This window comes from Solibacillus sp. FSL W7-1472 (assembly GCF_037969775.1).
Classification (GTDB): domain Bacteria; phylum Bacillota; class Bacilli; order Bacillales_A; family Planococcaceae; genus Solibacillus; species Solibacillus silvestris.
The window spans coordinates 1,023,270-1,038,206 of the sequence record NZ_CP150208.1 but is presented as its reverse complement, the minus strand read 5'-3'; the positions used below and the strand labels follow the sequence as shown (position 1 = coordinate 1,038,206).

Genomic DNA, 14,937 nt, shown 5'->3' with positions numbered 1-14,937 from the left:
AAACTATCTAATATTGTTCAAGCGATCTGCCTGACTTAAAATATCTGTGATGCGAACACCGAAGTTCTCATCAATTACTACAACTTCACCTTTGGCAATTAACCGACTGTTTACTAAAATATCAACAGGTTCACCTGCAAGCTTATCCAATTCAATAATCGATCCGCTCGAAAGTTCCAGTATTTCTTTTACAGAACGTTTAGTCCGTCCCAGCTCAACTGTTACTTGCAATGGAATATCAAGCAGCATATTTAAATTGCGTGCTTCTGACTGTGTAATATTTGCCGACTCGAAGCTCGCAAATTGAGCTTGCTGTACATTTGCCGGTGGTGCTGGATAAGCAGGCTGCTGATAAACCGGCTGTTCATATACAGGTTGCTGTTGCACCGGTTGCTCATATATTGGCTGCTGATAGACCGGCTGTTGTACTGGCTGCTCATTCATTGGCTGCTGAACAGGTTGTTCAAACATCGGTTGCTGTGCAGTCGGTTGTTGTGCCTGCTGCATTGGCTGCTGTTGTGTCGGCTGGACTGGCGAAGGCTCCACAGTTGTTGTTGCGGCAGTAAGGGGTTCGTCAGTTTCTCCCATTAATGACTTTACTATTTTTTTACTAAACTTTAAAGGTAATAATTGCATTAAATTCGAATCGATCAATTCACCGATACGCAATCTGAATGAAATTTTTACTAATAATTCATCATCAGGAATGTTGTCTGTACCTTCATTTTGTGAAATATTCAGTAGATCAATTGTCGGTGGTGAAATATCAACCTTTTGGTTAAATACTGTTGACATGGAAGTCGCAGCTGAACCCATCATCTGATTCATTGCTTCTTGAACAGCACTTAACTGGATTTCACTTAATTCAGGTCTTGGATTTATTCCATCGCCGCCTAGCATTAAATCTGCAATAATGGCAGCATCCGATTGTTTTATTACGAGCAGATTCATTCCTGAAAGTCCAGTTGTATACTCTACTTGTACAGCAACATATGGATGTGGGAATTCCTGTTCCAAGCGATTACGGTTAATCATAGAGATACTTGGCGTTGTAATTTCAACTTTTTGACCTAACAATGCAGATAATGCAGTTGCTGAACTGCCGAATGAGATATTCCCTACCTCACCTAATGCATCAATTTCTATTGGAGTTAAGTGATCCTCAACTTTAATTTCTTCTTGCGGATTTGCTGTATTTGCAGAAAAATCCTCCAGCGTTTCGCCCCTTAATAGAGCCTCAATTTCTTCTTGGGAGAGCATTTCATCACTCATCTTCGTCTCCTCCTTTCAAAGGGTCGATAATTTGAACAGCCATTTTATTATTCAATTTCCCTGGCTGAACAGTAAATTTCGGTAAACTGCCGACTTTTAGTGTTAACGGATTTTCAATTTTTTGATTTAACGGAATGACATCACCTACAGCCATTGTCAGGAAATCTTCAATCGTAATATCCGTCGTTCCTAACTCTGCAATTACGGGTAATTTAGCTTGTTTCACACGAGTTTCAAGCATTTTCGTTTGTTCCGGTGAAATTTCCTTCGTATTCGTCTGCATCCAGTAGCGAACAGATAAATTTGGAACGATCGGCTCTAATACAACATGCGGGATACAAATATTGATCATCCCTGTCGTATCTCCGATGATTGTATTAAATGAAATGACAACAACGGTCTCATTTGGCGAAATCATCTGTAAAAACTGTGGATTTACTTCCAATTCCACAAGCATCGGATCGATTTCCGCAACGTTTTCCCATGCTTCACGCAAATTATCAAAAGAACGCTCGAATAAATTCGTCATGATTTTCGTTTCGATTTCAGTTAAATTATCAACATTGCTATGACTTCCCCCTGCTCCGCCCATCAAGCGGTCTAGCATCGAATAGGCGATGTTCGGGTTAATCTCCATTAAAATATTGCCATCCAAAGGCGGAACCTCAAATACATTGATCAATGTCATGTTTGGGATGGAACGAACAAATTCTTCAAACGGAATTTGGTCAACAGATGCAACTGTAATTTGGACATAGCTTCTTAACTGTGCAGAAAAGAAAGTTGTTAACAGTCGCGCAAAGTTTTCATGTATACGGGTCAAACTTCGGATTTGGTCTTTTGAGAAGCGCAGAGCCCGCTTAAAGTCATATACTTTTACTTTTCGTGTCTCATCTTCTTTTTTAATGTCTTCTGCAGACATCTCTCCGGTCGATATCGCTGATAAGAGCGCATCGATTTCGGATTGCGACATTATATCTCCTGCCATTTGCCCACCTCCATTTCAAAAATTAAAATTGTGTAGTACTGATTACTGAAGTACGTATGAAGTAATATACACTTGCGTAACTTCCCCTTCTTGCATTAACTCATTCACTTGAGATTTAATTGCATCTTGGAATGTAATTTTCCCTTGTTTACCTTCTAAAGCTCCTTCTTCCATTTCAGAAAGTTCCTGAATTACGATATTTTTCACTTGGAAATCTCGTTTAAACAACTCTTCACCAGCTTTTTTATCTGATGCCTGAATTTTCAATGTAATTCGGACAAAGCTTCCATCTGCTAAGTTCGTCGTAATCTCAGGAATGTCTACCGATGACTCGATGATTTCATCAATCGTTGGACCATCCGGCTTCTCTTTGTTGAGCTGTGTCAATAACACAACGACAATAACACCGAATAATGTAATCGTCACTAATATAATTAGCATAATTGTCAGTAATTTATTATTCTTCATCTTCTTCACCTCTAAGATGCGGGTTAGATAATACTTGGACATGCTGATAGAATGTCTTCACCTTTTGCCGCACCTGTTCTTCAGTCTCTAACACAATAAATTTACGTCCAGTCGTCAGCGTAATTTGGGTGTCCGGAAATGCTTCAACTGTTTCTATGTATAAAGCATTTAAAGTAAATGCTTTACCGTTAAGGCGAGTAACCTCGATCATTGAAATAGGGCCGGACCTGACTTGAGAGCCGGCCCGCCCCCCTTCTATAATGAATTTTTCAATGAATTTCAAATGAACTTAAACTATCGTTTTAAGTTAACTAGCTCTTGTAAAATTTCATCTGATGTTGTTATAATACGAGAGTTTGCCTGGAACCCGCGCTGTGCAACAATCATCTCTGTGAATTCTTCAGAAAGATCCACGTTGGACATTTCCATGAAGCCTGAGTTAATTGAACCTAGGCCATCCACTGTACCAAAATGTGCATAAGCTTCTCCAGAGTTTTGCGTAACTTGGAAGTAGTTTGACCCAGTTTTCTCTAAACCACTAGCATTAGGGAATTTAGATAATATCAAGGTGCCGGCATATTGTAATTTACCAGCAGCATCCACAAATGAAATTGTCCCATCTTGAGAAATACTCATAGATTGAGCTGTAGTTGGTATTCGGATAGGATTTGTACCATCTGGTAAAGCACCCGCTTCTAATAGGTTTGCACCTGCTTCAATATCACCGACTGTTGCAGCCTTTTCATCATCAAAGTTAGAGAGCCACCCTTCCGGATCATCAATAGAATCGTATTCAGCGATATTTTCATTCGCAAATCCTACCAAATATTTTCCATCACCATTGACCAAATAACCATTTTTATCCATATAAAAATTCCCGGCACGTGTATAGGCTGTGTTTGTCAAACCTGTAATTTCATCGATTTCTCCATCTACTCCAGGAGTCATTTCTACAGAATCTGCCACCATAAAGAACCCATCTCCCGAAATCGCTAAATCCAATGTTCGGCCAGTAGTTTGCATAGACCCTGCATTATGAATAGTATCAATTGCAGCTAACTGAGATCCTAAGCCTACTTGAATTGCATTTACTCCACCACGAGTTGCTGATGGACCAGAAGCACCTGATTGTGTTTGCGAAATTAAATCTTTAAAAATAGTACGCTCTTTCTTATACCCGTACGTATTAACGTTTGCGATGTTATTCCCAATCACGTCTAATTTTGTCTGGAAGTTTTTTAAACCTGATATACCTGAATACATTGAACGTAACATAAAATGTCGTTCTCCCTTCGTTTTTCACATCTGTTTTTTAGTTCAGCCGTCTCAATCATTCAACGACTGTAGGCTTCCTTACTTCTGAAGGTCCGGCCTATAAAAGGATTGTTCCATCAATATTGGTAAAGAGTTGCTGTTTTGCTTCATTTCGATCCAATGCCGTAATAACCGTCGCATTTTTTGCACTTACAATTAATGCTGCCTGATCTAACAGGACTAATGGCTGCTTCACACCTTTATTTTTTGCCTCAAATACTTTTTCTGAAATTTGCTGCCATTCCCGATCAGTTATAGAAATATTTCGTTCATTCAATCGTTCTGAAGCATGCTTGCTTATTTTTAATTCTTCACCGGTCGCCTGTTTTAAATGATCCATAAAGGACTGCTTTGAAACTTGGTCTGTATTTTGCTTTACTAATGGCTTAATCGGTGGATGGTATGGGATATGTTGAACATTGACTCGATTCATCAGCCCCACCCCTTATTCTGTTACATTTTCATTTTGGGCTGTTTGAGAACTTACCGTAAATTGGTCTTTCGTCAAACGGGAACCATCATTTAAAATGTATTCGATATTCACATTATTTGTTTTAATTGCTTCAATGATCGCCTCAACGACCTGATCTCCATTTTTATATTGAATGGTCTGTCCGATCAGCTTGCTTGCTTCTGCTAATGGATTTCCTGTTGGAACTGAAGGCTGTGTCTCACTCGTACTACCAAGAATCGATGAAATATTGCCTGGTTTAATTTCCTTGCCATCAGCCAGTACAAACACGGCCTCACCATCAACAAATTTCAATTCCTTAATAGTGTCTGTTCCTTCGTTGTAGATCGGCTTATTATCTGCATCCACTTTATCTGTAATCTCATGCCACTTCACTTCTTTGCCTACAAATGTTGTATAACTCATCAATTGTGACTGTTGCTGTGATTGAAGTAAATTCTCCATCGCTTTTGTCATATTCTGCATTTGTTCCAGCGATGAAAATTGTGCCATCTGAGAAATGAATTCTTTGTCATCCATTGGGCTTGTTGGATCCTGATTTTGCAATTGGGTAATTAATATTTTTAGAAACGCATCTTTTCCGAGCGCCCCGTTATCCTGTTTATCCGTTACTTTGAAATTTGCATTATTTGCCGGTAAATAATAATCATTTGAAATTGGGTTTGCCACTTATTCTACCTCCTCACTTAATAGATCTTTAAACGATAGACTTTCTTCATCTAGGGTATCTTCATTATTTTCTTGTTTTTCTTCATCTTTTTGACGGAAGAAATTATTAAAGAAGTTTTGATCACGCGCATTTCGATCGGCATCCTGTAAAGACTGTGCAACATCGATTCGTTCCATTTGAATATTCTGAGCGACGAAACCGGCTTTTAACTGGTTAATATTATTTTCCAGTAATTCTTTCCCCATCGCTGTCGTTGCCAATAATCGGGCAGTCATAACTCCATCTTTTTGAACTAGTTCAATGCGAATTTGACCGAGGTTTTCCGGAAACAGTTTCAGGAATAATTTCATATTACCTGGCTGTCCTGAAAGCTGGCTGCGATTGATCAAGTTTTGAATTTCTTTTATTAATGCATCCGACTGTGCCGGCTTTTCAGCGGGTAATGTAACAGTCACGGTTTTTGTCTGTGTCACTTGCTGCTGTATATGACCGGCTGTTTGCGTATCCGTTTCAACTTTTACGGTCGTCTGCTGGTTTAGTGAAGACTGTTGACCTTGCTGTACTACTTGTTGGAAAGTTGTAGTTTTTACAGTACTCTGCTCTGTCCCTGCTGATTTCTGAGCTTCATTTGCCAATGCCAGTAATGCATCTTTTAAACTGGCTAATTGGATTTCCTGTTGATAGACAGTATCGACTTTACTTCCGGCCAATTGAGCTAACTTTAATAGCTGAACAATTTGCTGCAATTCTTTTGGTTGCACATTGTTTTGTTCAGGCTTCTGCACAGCTGCCAATACTTCATTTAAAATATTCGGTGCCTGCTCGATAAGAGACCAAACATCCGTAATTTCTTGCTTTGCATCGCCTAATAACTGTTCAATAATTTGACTCAATTCCGCTTTTGTTATTCCTAAAAGCTCCGTTAAGTTATCTAAAGTCATTAGTTCGTCCAATGCGATTGGTGTACTTTCTTCACCTACTAATGCAAATAATCCTGTCTCATCCATTTCAACACATAATTGTTCAAGTAAACTTTCCAGTGAGTCCTCTTCTAAAATTCCGGAAATACTTTCAGCTAGCGGCGGTTCTGTCATTTCCGGTTGCTTGGCAGTTGGAGCAGATGACTTTGTAATCATCGAATTAAACACACTTCCAAATGCTTTTGAATCCGGCTTTTCTGATTTCACTAAGTTTGGCTGGAAATCTTGCTTCGGCATTTTAACTGTTTGTAGCATTGCGATATTCATTTATTACACCTCCCTCCATTCAAGGACTATTGCTGTGATAAAAGCTCTGTATAGCGGGCAGCATCTGCCGGCTCCATTTTTGCGAAAATAGCTGATAATGTATCGGGTTTCATCTCCGACAGAATACGCACGCTTTCTGTATCACTCATTTCAACAAGTATAGGAGCTGCTTTTCTAGCAGACATTTTTTCGAAAGTAGACAAAATCTCTTTGAACTCTTTTTTCGTCTCTTCCTGATCGCGCTGAAGCTTTTCAATTTCAAACAGCAATCGCTCTTGTTCGATTAAAAGCTCTTCCTTTTCAGTCGCCGATGCGTCAATTTGTGTTTGCAGCTGGGAAATTTGCGCTTCCTTCTCTTGAATTTCCGCTTGCAGCTCTACTACTTTTTGTTCATTTAGTGAGCTGTTTTCTACTGCTCCATCTTTTTCATCAGAGCTGATAAAGGGGATTTTCTCAACTGCCTCATCCGCTATTTTAAACACGTTATATTCCGTCATAGTTGAAATAATCAATAAAATTGCGATGAGAAACATAAACGGGATTAAAAAAAGGTAGAAAAACTTTTTGAAAAAACCTGGAGATTGGCTTTCCAACTCCATTTCTTCCACTTGTTCCATCGTATTTTTTATTTTTTTTGCCACGGAATCACCTGATTTCCTTCTTGTAATACGCAATTGTCGAAAGCTCATCCAGTTGTATTGCTTCTATATGAAGTTGATCTTCTATAAATCTTTCATGATCTCTTTCACGCATTTTTTCATATTTGCGTACTTCCAAACTTTTTTCCAATAATTTTTGCTCATGCCAATTCATTTTTGCCCGTGCCTGTATTACTTTTTGCTGTGCATCCTCGATTGTTTTTTCCATACTATCGATAAATTTCGAATAATGGTTAATTTCATCAATGGATGATCCTATTTTTAACCGTTCCTGCTGATATTCGATTAAATCTTCTTTTTTCTTTAACAGGTCATACAGCTTTGTAGCAATTTCCTCAAACACTTGCACGGATTCTTTAAAAGCCAGTTCCGATTCCGTTTTTTCCTGATCTTTTACAACAAGAATTTTTTCAAAACGATAATTGTATTTCATAGTTAACGGGCACCACCATTCGATAATGCGATAATTTCATTGACTGTTTGATCGATCGAAATTTTATCTTTATACCCTTGCTTTAAAAATTCCGTAATGAGCGGCTCATACATAATTGCTTCGTCGATTTCCTTTGAAGTGCCGCGCTTATAGGCCCCGATATTGATCAGGTCCTCCGATTTTGAATAGCTGTAGTATAATTCCCGCAATCGGCTTGCTGCACGCACATGTTCAGGCTGTGCAATATGATTCATTAAACGACTTACACTTTTTAATACGTTAATCGCAGGATACTGGCCTTTATTGGCAAGATTCCGGTCCAGTACAATATGACCGTCCAAAATCCCCCGGACCGCATCTGCAATTGGTTCATTCATATCATCACCGTCAACTAGCACTGTATAAAATGCGGTAATTGTCCCATTTATATTCGTACCTGACCGTTCCAATAATGTTGGTAATATTGCAAAAACAGATGGTGTATAACCTCTTGTAGCAGGCGGTTCACCGATTGCCAGTCCAATTTCGCGCTGTGCCATCGCAACACGTGTTACGGAATCCATCATTAACATGACGTTCTTTCCGCGATCCCTAAAATATTCTGCAATGGCTGTGGCGGTAAATGCCGCTTTAATCCGCATTAATGCCGGCTGATCACTGGTAGCCGCTACAACAACCGACCTTTGTAACCCTTCTGGACCTAAATCCCGTTCGATAAACTCCCGTACTTCACGTCCACGTTCTCCTACAAGCGCAATGACATTGATATCTGCTTCCGTGTTTCGGGCAATCATACCAAGCAATGTACTTTTTCCGACGCCCGATCCTGCAAATATACCTACACGCTGACCGCTGCCAACTGTAAGCATTCCGTCAATCGCCTTTACCCCGACCTCTAACTGTTCGTTAATCGGCGGACGACTTAAAGGATTTGGCGGCTCTTTTTCCGTTGGTACTGTCATTAATCCTTTTGGTAATGGTTGTCCATCAAACGGGTTACCCATCGCATCTAGAACTTTCCCAATCAGTTCAGGACCTACTTTCACTTCCAGCGGTGAACCTGTCCCCTCTACAAGACAGCCAATCGAAATTTCCTTCAGCGAAGAGTATGGCATTAAAATCACAATCTCATCTTTAAAACCTACTACTTCCGCCAGCATAACTTGCGGACCATTTTTCGATGTTTGAATATGGATTTTACATACGTCACCGATGGAACTTTCAGGACCTTGGGACTCAATCATCAAGCCGACAACTCTCGTCACTCTACCATACTTTTTAAATGTATTAAGATTAGGAATTTGTTCAACTAATTGAGCCATTTTCATCCTTATCATTCCTTACTTTCGATTAGTTCGTATAACTGTCTGCGAAGCTCCTGCAACTGTTCATCTATTGAAACGACGATGCGTCCATGATTTGTTTCGATATAACTTTCCGAATCTAGTAAATCTTCATTGACAAATACCATAAACGGAACATTTACAGGAAACATTTCCGCTAATTCCTTTTGTTGCTCTGTTACAATCGGATGATATTTTGGCGAAACATATAATTTAATTTCCTTCATTTCACGTGCTTCTTTTAAACCACGTCGTACAATGGAAACGAATATTTCATCGTCACGGTCAAGTGTTGTATGAATGATGCGTTCTGCAGCTGTTAATGCCAGTTCCAAAAGGACTGCCTCCTGTGACTCAATATAGGAAGCTGCATTTTTTTGTGCATTTGCCATCGTCTCATTTGCCGTTTGTAACGACTGTTGCATCGTTGCATTCGCCTTTTGTACGCCATCCTCATACCCCTGCGCAAAACCGCCTTCATAAGCTTCCTGCTGAAGAATGACTTTTTCTTCTTCCCACGATTGCTTTAACGCTTCAATTTCCGCAAGCTGCTCTTTTCGATATTGCTCAAATTTGGCTTTTTGCTGTTCGATTTCATCGTTTGCCTGTTCCAGCATTTGCTGACGTTCAGCTTCAATGTCTATTGTTTTTTGTTGTGACAATTCCTCTATACGTTCATCTTCCGTTTCCCCATAATGAATCGGCTCGAAGAAACTATGAAGTTTAATTTCAACTATTGATGAATCTTCGGGTTGCTGTGCTTTTGTTGAACGGATGATTTTAGACAATTACATCATCTCCTCCACCACGTGCAATTATAATTTCACCTGCATCTTCTAAACGTCGGATAACTGATACAATTCGAGACTGTGCTTCTTCTACATCACGCAAGCGAACTGGTCCCATAATATCCATTTCTTCACGGAATGTGTCCGCCATACGTTGGGACATATTGCGGAAAATAATCTCTTTTACTTCTTCTGACGAAACTTTCATCGATAATAATAAGTCTTCGTTTTCACAGTCACGAATAACACGCTGGATTGAACGATTATCGAGTGTAACGATATCTTCAAACACAAACATGCGCTTTTTAATTTCTTCGGCTAGTTCCGGATCTTGAATTTCAAGTGCATCAAGAATCGTTTTCTCAGTTTGACGGTCCACACCATTCAATACTTCCACGACCGCATCTACACCGCCTGTTTCTGTGTAATCCTGCGTAACCGTAGATGATAGTTTTCGCTCTAATACGGATTCAATTTCACTAATGACTTCCGGAGACGTCGATTCCATAATTGCAATACGCTTTGCAATATCCGCTTGTACTTCCTGTGGTAACGAAGAAAGAATAACTCCCGCTTGCCCTGGTTCTAAATAAGATAGAATAAGGGCAATTGTTTGGGGATGTTCATTTTGGATAAAATTGAATATTTGTGCCGGATCTGCTTTTCTGGCAAAATCAAATGGTCTTACTTGTAATGAAGAAGTTAAACGATTCAGTATTGCCTGTGCCTGTTCAGCACCTAATGCTTTTTCCAGTACCGTCTTCGCATACCCGATACCGCCCTGCGTAATATAATCCTGCGCAAGTGCAATTTGATGAAATTCTTCTATAATTTCTTCTTTGACAGTCGATTCCACTCTTTTAACACCTGAAATTTCCAGTGTCAGACGTTCAATTTCCTCTTCATTTAAATGCTTATATACAGAAGCCGAAACTTCCGGTCCTAGAGAAATTAACAGTAAAGCAGCCTTTTGCTTTCCTGATAGGTCTTTATCTTTCTTGGACACAGCGGAACCTCCTATTAGTCTTCAGCAATCCAGCTACGCAATAGTTTCGCAAAATCTTCCGGCTTATCTTTAGCCATTTTCTCTAATTGCTTACGGCGTACAGTCGCTTCAGTTTCTTTTTCTTCGGAAATATCTTCTATTTCGATTAATTGCTGTTGCTGTTCTAAAATTCCCAGCTCTTCTTCATCTTGTTTACGTCGACGTGCACGCAGAACATTAATAACCAATAATATAATTGCAACAACTAATATACCGCCAATTACCCATACCCACCATGGAATAACTGACTGCGGCTGATCTTCCGCTGTATCATTTCCTTGGAATTGCTGTACAGATACGACAATGCGATTTGCAATATCTTCATCTGTCAGATTACCGGCAGCTTCTTGATCAATCGAAGTACGGACTATTGTCGATAAAATTTGTTCAATATCTGTGCGAACACCTTGATCGAACCCCTCTTCTGTATTGGGAGGGTCTACCATTACTTGAATACCCAAATTACGAATTTTGTAAGGACTTTCCTGTATCTCACGGCGAATGCGGTTAACATCATTGTTAATTGTCTCTTCTACTCGTTCATAATCGCCGTCACCGTTTGTTCCTTCTACATAATCCACAAAGTTATCTGTTACACTTCCTGCTTCAGTCGTACCTTCTGCAGCTCCTGCAGCACCGCCCGAGTAAGTTTCTGTAATACGTTGGGCACTTATTTCAATACCCTCCATATTCTCCTCATCAACAGGTTGGACCAGGTTTTCTTCGCGATTTTCTTTTTTAAAGTCAATATCGGCCGATACATTTACTACAACTTTATCCGGACCGATTAACGTACCGAGCATTTGCTGCACTTGGCGCTGCAAATCACGCTCAATTGTTTTTTTCACTTCCATTTGTCCAGTAACTGAATCGATTCCGCCGTCTCCATTTTCTGCTGAAGCCAGATCATAATATTCAGAATACTGATTCATGATCGTAATATTTTCTTTAGGTAAATTCGGTATACTCATCGATACTAAATTAAATAACCCTTTAATTTGGTCGTCTGAGAACTTATGTCCAGGTGCTGTATCCAATACAATTGCAGCCTGTGCTTCACCTTTGGCATCTTTAAGAAATACACCTTCTTCAGGTAAAGTAATCATGACACTTGCATCTTTTACTCCTTCGAATTTCCGAACTAAATTAGCCAGATCCGTTTCGATCGTCGCTTGTTTAATTACGTTAAATTCATTGTCTGTCATCCCAAAGCCTGCGTTAGAAGTAAAAAAAGACGTGTCAATTTCCCCAGAATCAGGATAACCCTGGGCTGCTAATGACACTTGTAAGTCCTGTACTTGATTTTCCGGCACTAAAATTACTGTCCCGCCATTTGTCACTTCGTACTTGACACCTTGTGAAGCAAGGACTTCCGTAATTCTTCCTACTTCAGCTTGAGACATCTCAGGAAATAACTGAGCCATTGTCGTACGTGTTGAGAAATACGTAATGGCAGCTGCAATCGCAATGACAGCAACAAACGCCCCGATTAGTGCGCCTTTTTGATTTTTTGTACGACTTTGCCAGAAACCGGTTGAGTCGCTTTTAATTTTTGTAAGTCGTTCATTCATTATGAATCCTCCGCTTAAAGTGAATGCCCAACAATTCGTCAGTCGTTTTTCAAATCATTACACACTCATACGCATAATTTCTTGATAAGCTTCCACAGCTTTATTACGAACTTCAATTGTTGTGTTTAAAGTAACACTTGCTTTTTGTGCAGCAATCATCACTTCAAATAAATCAACATCTCCACCGTTAATTAATTTTTGAGTCATTGTATCCGATGTTTTTTGATGTTCAGTGACACTTGCAATCGCTTCTTTTAATGTATCCGCAAATTGCTGTTGGGCATTTGCAGGAGTCAGTTGATTCTGAACATTTACTTCATTCACAGATTGTGCAGGAGACATGAATGTTATTGGATTAATTGCCATTTAAACATCACCCTTTCCCGATTTCTAATGCTTTTGTCAACATGTTCTTATTTGCATTAAAAGCAGTAATATTGGCTTCATAAGAGCGGCTCGCCGAAATCAGATCAACCATTTCTTTTAATACGTCAACATTCGACATTTGGACATACCCTTCTGCATTCGCATCGGGATGTGATGGATCATACATCAATTTAAAAGGGGTTTCCGTATCTTCTTTAATAGAACTTACTTTAACACCGTTACCGATACCGTTTTTTTCCGTTTTTCCGATTGCCATATTTAAAAAGTTAGAAAATTGGCTTTCCTGCTCTTTTAATGTGACAGATTTTTTCCGGTATGGCTCCCATTCTCCATTTACTTGCTTCGCTCGCGTTGTATCGACATTGGCAATGTTGGAGGAAATTACATCCATTCGTAATCGCTGTGTCGTTAATGCAGAAGCTGTCGTATTCATACTATGAAAAATCGACATCGCTATCTTCCTCCTTTAACAACATTATTCAATGTTGAAAATTTACTGCTGACACGATCTATAAGCGCATTATAGTAGATGGTGTTTTCAGCCAGCTTTGCTTGTTCAGCATCCATGTTTACAGCATTTCCATTTGCTCTGCTGCGGAAGTTTTCATTTGAATACACACCGCTGCTTCCAATATTAATTTTAAAATCAAAATGCCTCGCATCTGTGCGATACGCAGGAATCGTGGCTTGCTTTGCATTATTTAATACGTCTTTGAAGCTTACTTCTTTTGTTTTATAGTTTGGTGTGTCAACATTCGCTATATTTTGTGTAATTGCTTTATTTTTCAATGTTGCGTAGGAAAGTCCCTTTTCCAGGCTACTTATCGTCCCGCCAAATAAATCCAAATTTCTCACCTCATTCATATTTCGCTAAAATTTGCGCACAGAAACTTAATAATACAATTGTAATTATATTAAACCTTAGTGTCTATCGACTTTAGTCCCTTTCGAATAGTCAAAAGGGACTATTTTTATGTTTAAAAAATAACAGTTAACTATATATTAGTTCAAATATTTTTCGACATTTCATTTTATACTATTATTTAGACCTACGTAAACATTATAGGTGACAGAAAGTTATTATATAAATTTTTAATATAGATTTTCAATCTGGAAGAAATACTATTTAATTCCTTAAACATCATACATTAAATCCCTTTATATTAATATTTATATATATACATTTCATAAATTTGTAACAAATCGTTTGTCATAAGGATTCTATCACCATTTAGGTCTAAAAGATATTTATTTTTTAATTTTAATAAAGACGATATACCTAATTATATATTAAATTCTAGAAAAATACTCGTTCAAACTCTTTTTATTCGACAATATTCTGCATTTTCTTAATTAAAAATAAATAAATAAAAAAAATAAATAAAAAAAGCAAGGAGGAAACCCTCCTTGCTGTTTGTGAATATCTCTTACTTCATTTTAATTTCTGCTAAAGCGTTCAGGAACTTATCGTTTAATACTTTAATATATGTTCCTTTCATACCTAATGAACGTGATTCAATTACACCAGCAGACTCCAGTTTACGTAATGCGTTTACGATAACCGAACGCGTAATACCAACACGGTCAGCAATTTTCGAAGCAACTAGTAAGCCTTCGTTGCCATCTAATTCTTCAAAAATATGCTCGATTGCTTCAAGTTCAGAATAAGATAATGAATTGATTGCCATTTGGACAACTGCTTTTGAACGTGCTTCTTCTTCAATTTCTTCTGATTTTTCACGTAAAATTTCCATACCAACAACTGTTGCACCGTATTCAGCTAAAATAAGATCATCATCTTCAAATTGATCGCTAATACGCGCTAACATTAACGTACCTAAACGCTCACCGCCACCGATAATTGGAACAATTGTTGTTAAACCAGATGCAAATAGGTCTTTATTTTCCACTGGGAATGCAGTATGTTCATTGTTAATATCTAAATTGGAAGAAGTTTCTGTAATATTAAATAAGTTTTGTGTATATTCTTCAGGGAATTGGCGCTCTTCGAACATTTTCTTGATGCGCTCATTCTCGATTTGTTGGTGAATTGAAATGCCAAGCAACTTACCTTTACGGCTTACGATAAAGACGTTACTTTCGATAATATCGCCTAAAGTATTGGCCATCTCTTTAAAATTAACTGGTTTACCAGCAGATGCTTGTAACATTGCGTTGATTTTTCGTGTTTTTGTTAATAAATTCATTTCTGTTTCCTCCTACGGAACGTTTCGTTTTAATTCACTTAATATTCTAAAGGTTTTTACAATTTAAAGATAC

18 protein-coding genes are annotated in these 14,937 nt (G+C 38.5%); all 18 read right to left on the bottom strand.

The genetic code is table 11. The features are described 5' to 3' along the window. Window positions 1-3 precede the first annotated feature (3 nt). Entirely contained in the window at window positions 4-1,272 is a 1,269-nt protein-coding gene (gene fliY / locus MKY07_RS04970) for a flagellar motor switch phosphatase FliY (protein ID WP_339263979.1), read from the bottom strand. Further along, entirely contained in the window at window positions 1,265-2,260 is a 996-nt protein-coding gene (gene fliM / locus MKY07_RS04965) for a flagellar motor switch protein FliM (RefSeq protein ID WP_008403275.1), read from the bottom strand. Before fliM ends, fliY begins: the two co-directional genes overlap by 8 nt. Window positions 2,261-2,302: 42 nt before the next feature. Further along, complete coding sequence (fliL, locus tag MKY07_RS04960; protein ID WP_339263977.1) at window positions 2,303-2,728, bottom strand: flagellar basal body-associated protein FliL; 426 nt, start codon at window positions 2,726-2,728, stop codon at window positions 2,303-2,305. After that, window positions 2,718-2,939 carry a flagellar FlbD family protein gene (locus tag MKY07_RS04955; protein ID WP_008403278.1) on the bottom strand — a complete coding sequence of 74 codons (222 nt, stop codon included), beginning with the start codon at window positions 2,937-2,939 and terminating at the stop codon, window positions 2,718-2,720. Before MKY07_RS04955 ends, fliL begins: the two co-directional genes overlap by 11 nt. 83 nt (window positions 2,940-3,022) lie before the next feature. Beyond that, on the bottom strand, window positions 3,023-4,003 hold the full coding sequence (locus MKY07_RS04950) for a flagellar hook-basal body complex protein (RefSeq protein ID WP_008403279.1): 981 nt from the start codon (window positions 4,001-4,003) through the stop codon (window positions 3,023-3,025). A 97-nt stretch (window positions 4,004-4,100) separates the two neighbouring features. Further along, the gene (locus MKY07_RS04945; RefSeq protein ID WP_008403280.1) at window positions 4,101-4,475 is read right to left on the bottom strand and encodes a TIGR02530 family flagellar biosynthesis protein; all 375 of its coding nucleotides are present in this window, start codon (window positions 4,473-4,475) and stop codon (window positions 4,101-4,103) included. A gap of 12 nt (window positions 4,476-4,487) precedes the next feature. After that, window positions 4,488-5,183: a flagellar hook assembly protein FlgD gene (gene flgD / locus MKY07_RS04940; protein ID WP_008403281.1), complete on the bottom strand. Its 696-nt coding sequence runs from the start codon at window positions 5,181-5,183 to the stop codon at window positions 4,488-4,490. Then, window positions 5,184-6,431: a flagellar hook-length control protein FliK gene (locus MKY07_RS04935; RefSeq protein ID WP_339263976.1), complete on the bottom strand. Its 1,248-nt coding sequence runs from the start codon at window positions 6,429-6,431 to the stop codon at window positions 5,184-5,186. 26 nt (window positions 6,432-6,457) lie between these two features. Continuing rightward, window positions 6,458-7,072, bottom strand: a complete 615-nt coding sequence (locus MKY07_RS04930; RefSeq protein WP_339263975.1) for a hypothetical protein — start codon at window positions 7,070-7,072, stop codon at window positions 6,458-6,460. A gap of 4 nt (window positions 7,073-7,076) precedes the next feature. Beyond that, complete coding sequence (gene fliJ, locus MKY07_RS04925) at window positions 7,077-7,523, bottom strand: flagellar export protein FliJ (RefSeq protein WP_008403284.1); 447 nt, start codon at window positions 7,521-7,523, stop codon at window positions 7,077-7,079. Between the two features lie 2 nt (window positions 7,524-7,525). Continuing rightward, on the bottom strand, window positions 7,526-8,851 hold the full coding sequence (gene fliI, locus MKY07_RS04920; RefSeq protein WP_039966248.1) for a flagellar protein export ATPase FliI: 1,326 nt from the start codon (window positions 8,849-8,851) through the stop codon (window positions 7,526-7,528). A 5-nt stretch (window positions 8,852-8,856) separates the two neighbouring features. Further along, window positions 8,857-9,654 carry a flagellar assembly protein FliH gene (gene fliH, locus MKY07_RS04915; RefSeq protein WP_339263974.1) on the bottom strand — a complete coding sequence of 266 codons (798 nt, stop codon included), beginning with the start codon at window positions 9,652-9,654 and terminating at the stop codon, window positions 8,857-8,859. Continuing rightward, the gene (fliG, locus tag MKY07_RS04910; protein WP_339263972.1) at window positions 9,647-10,660 is read right to left on the bottom strand and encodes a flagellar motor switch protein FliG; all 1,014 of its coding nucleotides are present in this window, start codon (window positions 10,658-10,660) and stop codon (window positions 9,647-9,649) included. The genes fliH and fliG overlap by 8 nt, the downstream gene beginning before the upstream one ends. Before the next feature lie 14 nt (window positions 10,661-10,674). Then, complete coding sequence (fliF, locus tag MKY07_RS04905) at window positions 10,675-12,270, bottom strand: flagellar basal-body MS-ring/collar protein FliF (protein ID WP_339263971.1); 1,596 nt, start codon at window positions 12,268-12,270, stop codon at window positions 10,675-10,677. 57 nt (window positions 12,271-12,327) lie between these two features. After that, the gene (fliE, locus tag MKY07_RS04900) at window positions 12,328-12,636 is read right to left on the bottom strand and encodes a flagellar hook-basal body complex protein FliE (RefSeq protein ID WP_065216426.1); all 309 of its coding nucleotides are present in this window, start codon (window positions 12,634-12,636) and stop codon (window positions 12,328-12,330) included. 7 nt (window positions 12,637-12,643) lie between these two features. Next, window positions 12,644-13,108 (bottom strand): flagellar basal body rod protein FlgC, encoded by a 465-nt coding sequence (gene flgC / locus MKY07_RS04895; protein ID WP_339263970.1) that lies wholly within the window; start codon window positions 13,106-13,108, stop codon window positions 12,644-12,646. A gap of 2 nt (window positions 13,109-13,110) precedes the next feature. Continuing rightward, entirely contained in the window at window positions 13,111-13,503 is a 393-nt protein-coding gene (gene flgB, locus MKY07_RS04890; protein WP_339263969.1) for a flagellar basal body rod protein FlgB, read from the bottom strand. Window positions 13,504-14,084: 581 nt separating this feature from the next. Next, window positions 14,085-14,864, bottom strand: coding sequence for a GTP-sensing pleiotropic transcriptional regulator CodY (gene codY / locus MKY07_RS04885; RefSeq protein ID WP_008403294.1), 780 nt, complete (start codon window positions 14,862-14,864; stop codon window positions 14,085-14,087). Window positions 14,865-14,937: the final 73 nt, after the last annotated feature.

Bases quoted from the DNA above. Each gene is read 5' to 3' on its own strand.
- fliL (WP_339263977.1), bottom strand. From the start codon at position 2,728: ATGAAGAATAATAAATTACTGACAATTATGCTAATTATATTAGTGACG.
- MKY07_RS04935 (WP_339263976.1), bottom strand. From the start codon at position 6,431: ATGAATATCGCAATGCTACAAACAGTTAAAATGCCGAAGCAAGATTTC.
- fliE (WP_065216426.1), bottom strand. From the start codon at position 12,636: ATGGCAATTAATCCAATAACATTCATGTCTCCTGCACAATCTGTGAAT.
- fliF (WP_339263971.1), bottom strand. From the start codon at position 12,270: ATGAATGAACGACTTACAAAAATTAAAAGCGACTCAACCGGTTTCTGG.
- MKY07_RS04950 (WP_008403279.1), bottom strand. From the start codon at position 4,003: ATGTTACGTTCAATGTATTCAGGTATATCAGGTTTAAAAAACTTCCAG.
- codY (WP_008403294.1), bottom strand. From the start codon at position 14,864: ATGAATTTATTAACAAAAACACGAAAAATCAACGCAATGTTACAAGCA.
- MKY07_RS04955 (WP_008403278.1), bottom strand. From the start codon at position 2,939: ATGATCGAGGTTACTCGCCTTAACGGTAAAGCATTTACTTTAAATGCT.
- fliI (WP_039966248.1), bottom strand. From the start codon at position 8,851: ATGAAAATGGCTCAATTAGTTGAACAAATTCCTAATCTTAATACATTT.
- MKY07_RS04945 (WP_008403280.1), bottom strand. From the start codon at position 4,475: ATGAATCGAGTCAATGTTCAACATATCCCATACCATCCACCGATTAAG.
- flgC (WP_339263970.1), bottom strand. From the start codon at position 13,108: ATGTCGATTTTTCATAGTATGAATACGACAGCTTCTGCATTAACGACA.
- fliY (WP_339263979.1), bottom strand. From the start codon at position 1,272: ATGAGTGATGAAATGCTCTCCCAAGAAGAAATTGAGGCTCTATTAAGG.
- fliM (WP_008403275.1), bottom strand. From the start codon at position 2,260: ATGGCAGGAGATATAATGTCGCAATCCGAAATCGATGCGCTCTTATCA.
- fliJ (WP_008403284.1), bottom strand. From the start codon at position 7,523: ATGAAATACAATTATCGTTTTGAAAAAATTCTTGTTGTAAAAGATCAG.